This is a genomic window from uncultured Paraglaciecola sp. (genome assembly GCF_913058035.1).
Classification (GTDB): Bacteria; Pseudomonadota; Gammaproteobacteria; order Enterobacterales; family Alteromonadaceae; genus Paraglaciecola.
The window spans coordinates 1-5,169 of sequence record NZ_CAJXPA010000242.1; the positions used below are offsets into that span (position 1 = coordinate 1).

A 5,169-nucleotide genomic window follows, 5' to 3' on the forward strand; every position below is an offset into this window, starting at 1 on the left:
CTTTAATATCGTATTTGTAGAACCTGCCGCCGATAGTCACTTGCCATTTATCGGTAATTTCATAACCTACTTCACCAAAAATCGCTTGTTCTACAATTTTGGTTGAGCCAGCAGAGAAATATTCAAGATCGTCAGGACGTTCAAATCCGGCAAAAGCTGCATAACCTGGCGTAAATTCTGCTGAATAACTCACGTTTTCAAGCTTGTTGTAGAAGCCACCTACAATCCAATTTAAATTTGAATCTGAGGTAGAAACTAAACGTACTTCTTGGTTGAAGGTTTCTTCTCTTTCGTTTTCATCAGTGAAGGCAGTGAAGGTTGGAAAAGTTTCGTAAGAATATTCAAGACTGATAAGTAAGTCCGTTTGGTCACGTTGGCCGCGTTCTTCATAGCTGGTGATACCCGTTGCAGACGTGAGTTCTGCAAAACCTAAATCGGCTGTAATTTCTAAAGCTAATAAGCTAGTGCTTTCGTCATTGGGCTCACGTACGCGTTGTGCATTTTCATATTTACCGGTCGTCAATTCGCCTCTGTGGCTAGAGATAGTTCGGCCTGCATTTTCTTCTTCTTGCCAATAATAAGTTAGGTTTGCATCTAGTTCTTTCATTGGTTGCCAACGCAATGCAAGTTTGCCAGTAAGTGACTCTTGCCCGTTAACATCTTCAGCTGGGTAAAACTGATCACCACCGCGAGCAGCATCAGGTTCAGACACACCAATTTGACGAACCACGAAGGGTTGGTCAATAAAACCAGGATCATCATAACTATCTAGTGAAGCACGAAACGCAAAAGTGTCACTTAAAGGTACGTTTACCGTAAAACCAAGGTCTGTACCAAAATCGTCACTCTCGTTAGTACTAAATAAGTCGCCTCTAATATCAAATGAACCAGCATCAAATTCTGGCTTGTTAGGAATGTAACGTATCGCACCACTTAACGTGCCCGCTCCATAAAGTGTGCCTTGTGGACCTAACAATACTTCAATACGATCTAAGTCAGTTATTCTCATATCAACAGCAAGTGGTATTTCGCCTAGGTATGTAGCAACCGTGCCACCTTGATCATTACCACTACCTTGACCCAGTGGATCAGCATTGATACCTCGCACTATTAAGGGGTTACCGTTTCGTCCACCTTGATCTAAAGCAACAATACCTGGTATAAACCTCAATGCTTCCGATATATCACCTACACCTTGTCTTTCGAGTTGACTACCATCTAATGCCGATATATTAATCGGCACTTCTTGAATCGAACCCGCTCGGCGTGTAGCTGTAACGGTAATCAATTCTATATCTTTGGTGCTTTCTTCACTGTTTTGTTGTGCGTAAGTTGGCATGGCTACAACACCAGTTAATAGTGTAAGCGCTAAAGCCTGGGTAATTAAGTTAGGCTTAAAAATATTTTTGTTCATATTAAATTCCTGTGCGCTGTGCTCTGTTTCAAAAGAACGAAGTATATATAAAGGGAGGCTGTAGATTGATTCATTAGCAGTGCATAATTATGTCGTGTAATAACGCAGAGTTCCACCAAGATTAGTATCTCGATTGTATAAGTGTTTGTCAATTCGATGGCGTGCAAGGCTGCCTTTGTGTTGCAATACAAAAGCGCTTTGATACCCTACAACAAGTTTTTAATATTGATAAGTACAACGCCCCAAATTATGCTTCATGTAATTGACGAAAATCTGTTATTTATGGCAAAAGGTGAATACGAAACAGTCCACGCTAATGCTATGGCGCTAATCCGAAGTAACGTGAGCGATCCTGCGCCGTATTTACTGCTTGCTAAGCTATGTTTTGATTATGAAAATTATGTAAAAGCAAGGGAGTTGTTTGAAAAAAGCGTAAGTTTAGCCCCTGATAATATTCGTGTACTTACCTACTTCAGTCAGGCGCTCACTCAATTGGGTGAGCATGATGAAGCTAGACTATTTGCAGATAGGGCCGCTAGTTTGGAGCCTAGTAGCGCCCACATTGCCGATACATTAGGTGTTGTGTATAGTCGTTTAGGCTTCCATGAAAAGGCAGTTCTTTGTTTTCAACAAGCCGTATCTTTAGATGTCAAACCTGCAAATTATCATTATAATTTGGCTGCCTCATTGCAGTTTTTGGGTGACTTTGAAGCTGCTAAAACTGCCTATGAACAAAGTTTAAGCCGAGACCCTGAATTTTATAGAGCTTTAGTGTCACTGGTCAGCCTTGAAAAACAAAGTGCTGAAAAAAACAGAATAGACGCATTATTGATAAGCTATCAACGTTGGAAAAGAGATAGCGACGCCGCTTTATATATAGGTCATGCATTGGCTAAGACTTATGAAGATTTAGGTGACTACACCACAAGTTTTGAATGGCTTAAAAAAGCAAAATCGGGAAAATGTGCAACGGCTAATGCTTTTAGTTATGAAAGAGTATTTTCAGCCGCTCAGGAGCCAGCAGTGTCAAATTGCACAACAAATAAGGCATTCGACACACCTTCAGATAAGCAGTCATCATCACCAATCTTTATAGTAGGTTTGCCTAGAACCGGCACTACATTAGTCGATAGGATACTGTCTAGTCATCGAGATGTGATATCTGGAGGGGAACTAAATACATTTGCAGAACTGGTTAAGCGAGCAACTAATAGTAAATCTAATTTGGTACTAGATGCACAGACGCTTTCCCAAGCAAATACGCTCAATCTACATAACGTTGGCGAACAGTACGTAGAAGCAACTAGCGCTTTACGCGGGAACGCAATCCGCTTCACAGACAAGATGCCTCTTAACTTTTTTTATGCAAAGCTAATTTTAAAAGCCCTACCAAACGCTAGAATAATTGTGTTAAGAAGAGGCGCTATGGATAGTTGTTTGAGCAATTATAGACAATTGCTTACAACACAACATTCCTATTATGATTACACATATAGTTTAAAAACTACTGCACAATTTTATCGTAAATTCGACCAACTCATCGGCCATTGGCGTGCAAGCTTACCCAATAATCGGTTTATGGAAGTGCAATATGAAGATATTGTATTTAATCAACAAGCGACCACTGAGAAACTACTTAAATTTTGTGACCTTGAATGGGACGATGCATGCTTACGTTTCCACGAAAACAAAGCGCCAGTTTCCACAGCTAGCTCAGTGCAGGTTCGGAAACCTCTTTACTCCAGCTCTATTGGCCGCTGGAAACGCTATGGCGATTTGTTACATGAACTTAAAGATAGTTTGGGTGATCTAGCTGAGGATGTATAACGATAACAATAAAACGGTGCCATAAGTCAGTTGTTGTCAATAGCCCGATAATATTGCTGATAATACTGGACTTTATCAGGCGTCAACATATCCATCATTTACACTACTATCTCTGCATTGAAACTCAACGAAAGTTCACGCATCGTTTTGCAACTGCGCCATCGTTTGCTCGACTACTCTAGCAATATTAATTTCAGCAATATTAATGCCGCTTCATAAGTATGACGCCATATTGATAGAGTCCATCTTCTACATCTTTGTTAGGGTGGTCTCGCTCGCATGACCTCGACTGATTTGTTTCATCATAAACGATAATCAGTTGGGCGCTGTCCTCGGTGTTTTTTGTGTTGATACCCACAAAAATTTTAATAATTCTGTGCTATTTGCCTTCAGGATTTTTAATAGCATCTTCATAAAATTTAAGTAAAACAGTGTCTAAACAATATGTTTGCTCTTTGAACTGAACTTCTTCAGATTACAATGCAATTTCAGCTCTTTAAACGATAATTATATTTGCCAGCTTAAACCATATAATCCATCAATATTTATGGTTGGCAGACTGTCTCTCAGTAGATTGATGTCCAAATACCCCATACGTTTTCTTCTTAATACTATAATGACGAGGTTAATGCTATGAAGTGCTTGAGTAATGGTTTATACGCCTTGGTTACCAAAATCCATTATTTTAGCTCTGTCAAAGTACCCTGCGTCTGTCATTAACAGTATATTTTTTTAATGTTTCAGCTTTAGGGGCATTTGGCCTTTCTGTTACCTTATAACCCCCTGCGACTACATAATCGATACGGCTACTCAATAAATCTATTGTCACACGAAGTGCCACTGCTGCTGAGAAACGCTTTTTAGGGCGACATGTATAAATAGACAATAAGTCATCATGCAGTTGGAGTGTGCAACCATCCAGTAATTTTTACTCAGAAAAAGGAAAGTCTAAACCTGTTTTCAATGAGATTAGTTTTAATGAGCGCAACACCCAATGTTTCATGACGAGTTAAAGCAGCCTTAGGTAGAAACACTGCATTGTTCTTTTTTGTTTTGATTATGAAAGGGCTCGTATTGGATGGTTATCTCTGTATTGGTAAAGTAATTCTGATTGATATCAGCCAAGTTGACTTTAGACTGGCTACCAAGTGTCTGGATGATAGCGAGTAGTAAGTTCCGTGTATTGATTTGTCGACTTAGTTGAATAAATGCCTTATCACTTGCTAATTTAAAGAGTCTTTCGGCATTGTAAATAGTATTGATTTTTTCTATTCAAGTCGTGAAGTTAATTTTTTTGATTTATTTTGTCTTTATGAACTATAAGGAAATAAATATAGCGCGAAAAATTTTTTTTTCCCTTAGATCCTACTTTTGAAATCGGTTTGTGCGAGGCGACTATCTGCAGGCTTAATGCTCAAGTCAAAAATAGCCAACGAAGCGCCCGGCATAAATCACTTCAAAACCTGCCCTAAAGGGAACAGCTGGGGCACTCCGCTTCTTCGTTACACCAATTTGAAAGGTGGTCAACATTCAATCATTGACGTGCATTGAATTGAAGCTCCCAGGTCGTTCTGAAACTTACATTTTGGGTGGTATGGATTAAACATTACAGCGAGAAATGAGATGCGAACATGTGGACGCGAATCCTATGGGGGCCGGGCCGACTTGTTCTAGATGGCTATCTTAATTTGCTGACGTTGTAAATTTGGAGTGGGAAACGAGATTTGTAACCGCCAACCGCGTTGTCGTGCACTCCTTGGAGTCGCATAACAGGTATTGATTACTTTAAAATATTGATACTCTATCATTGGAGCGGGAAACGAGATTTGTAACCGCCAACCGCGTTGTCGTGCACCCCTTGGAGTCGCATTACAGGTATTGATTACTTTAAAATATTGATCTTCTATCATTCGATCGGGCAACGAAAT

General features: G+C 39.8%; 4 protein-coding genes. 1 reads left to right on the forward strand and 3 read right to left on the reverse strand.

Annotation, left to right across the window (positions count from 1 at the left end; all coding sequences use genetic code 11):
* A partial coding sequence (locus QZ562_RS19380) for a TonB-dependent receptor (protein ID WP_293763936.1) occupies positions 1 to 1,414 on the reverse strand: 1,414 nt, incomplete at its 3' end.
* 177 nt (positions 1,415 to 1,591) lie between these two features.
* Here QZ562_RS19380 and QZ562_RS19385 point away from each other — a divergent pair.
* The gene (locus QZ562_RS19385; RefSeq protein ID WP_293763937.1) at positions 1,592 to 3,241 is read left to right on the forward strand and encodes a tetratricopeptide repeat-containing sulfotransferase family protein; all 1,650 of its coding nucleotides are present in this window, start codon (positions 1,592 to 1,594) and stop codon (positions 3,239 to 3,241) included.
* Positions 3,242 to 3,935: 694 nt separating this feature from the next.
* Here the strand turns inward: QZ562_RS19385 and QZ562_RS19390 are convergent.
* Both QZ562_RS19390 and QZ562_RS19395 read right to left on the reverse strand, forming a co-directional pair.
* Positions 3,936 to 4,127, reverse strand: a complete 192-nt coding sequence (locus QZ562_RS19390; protein ID WP_293763938.1) for a hypothetical protein — start codon at positions 4,125 to 4,127, stop codon at positions 3,936 to 3,938.
* A 784-nt stretch (positions 4,128 to 4,911) separates the two neighbouring features.
* Positions 4,912 to 5,169: hypothetical protein (locus QZ562_RS19395; protein WP_293763939.1), on the reverse strand; the 258-nt coding region annotated here is incomplete at its 5' end.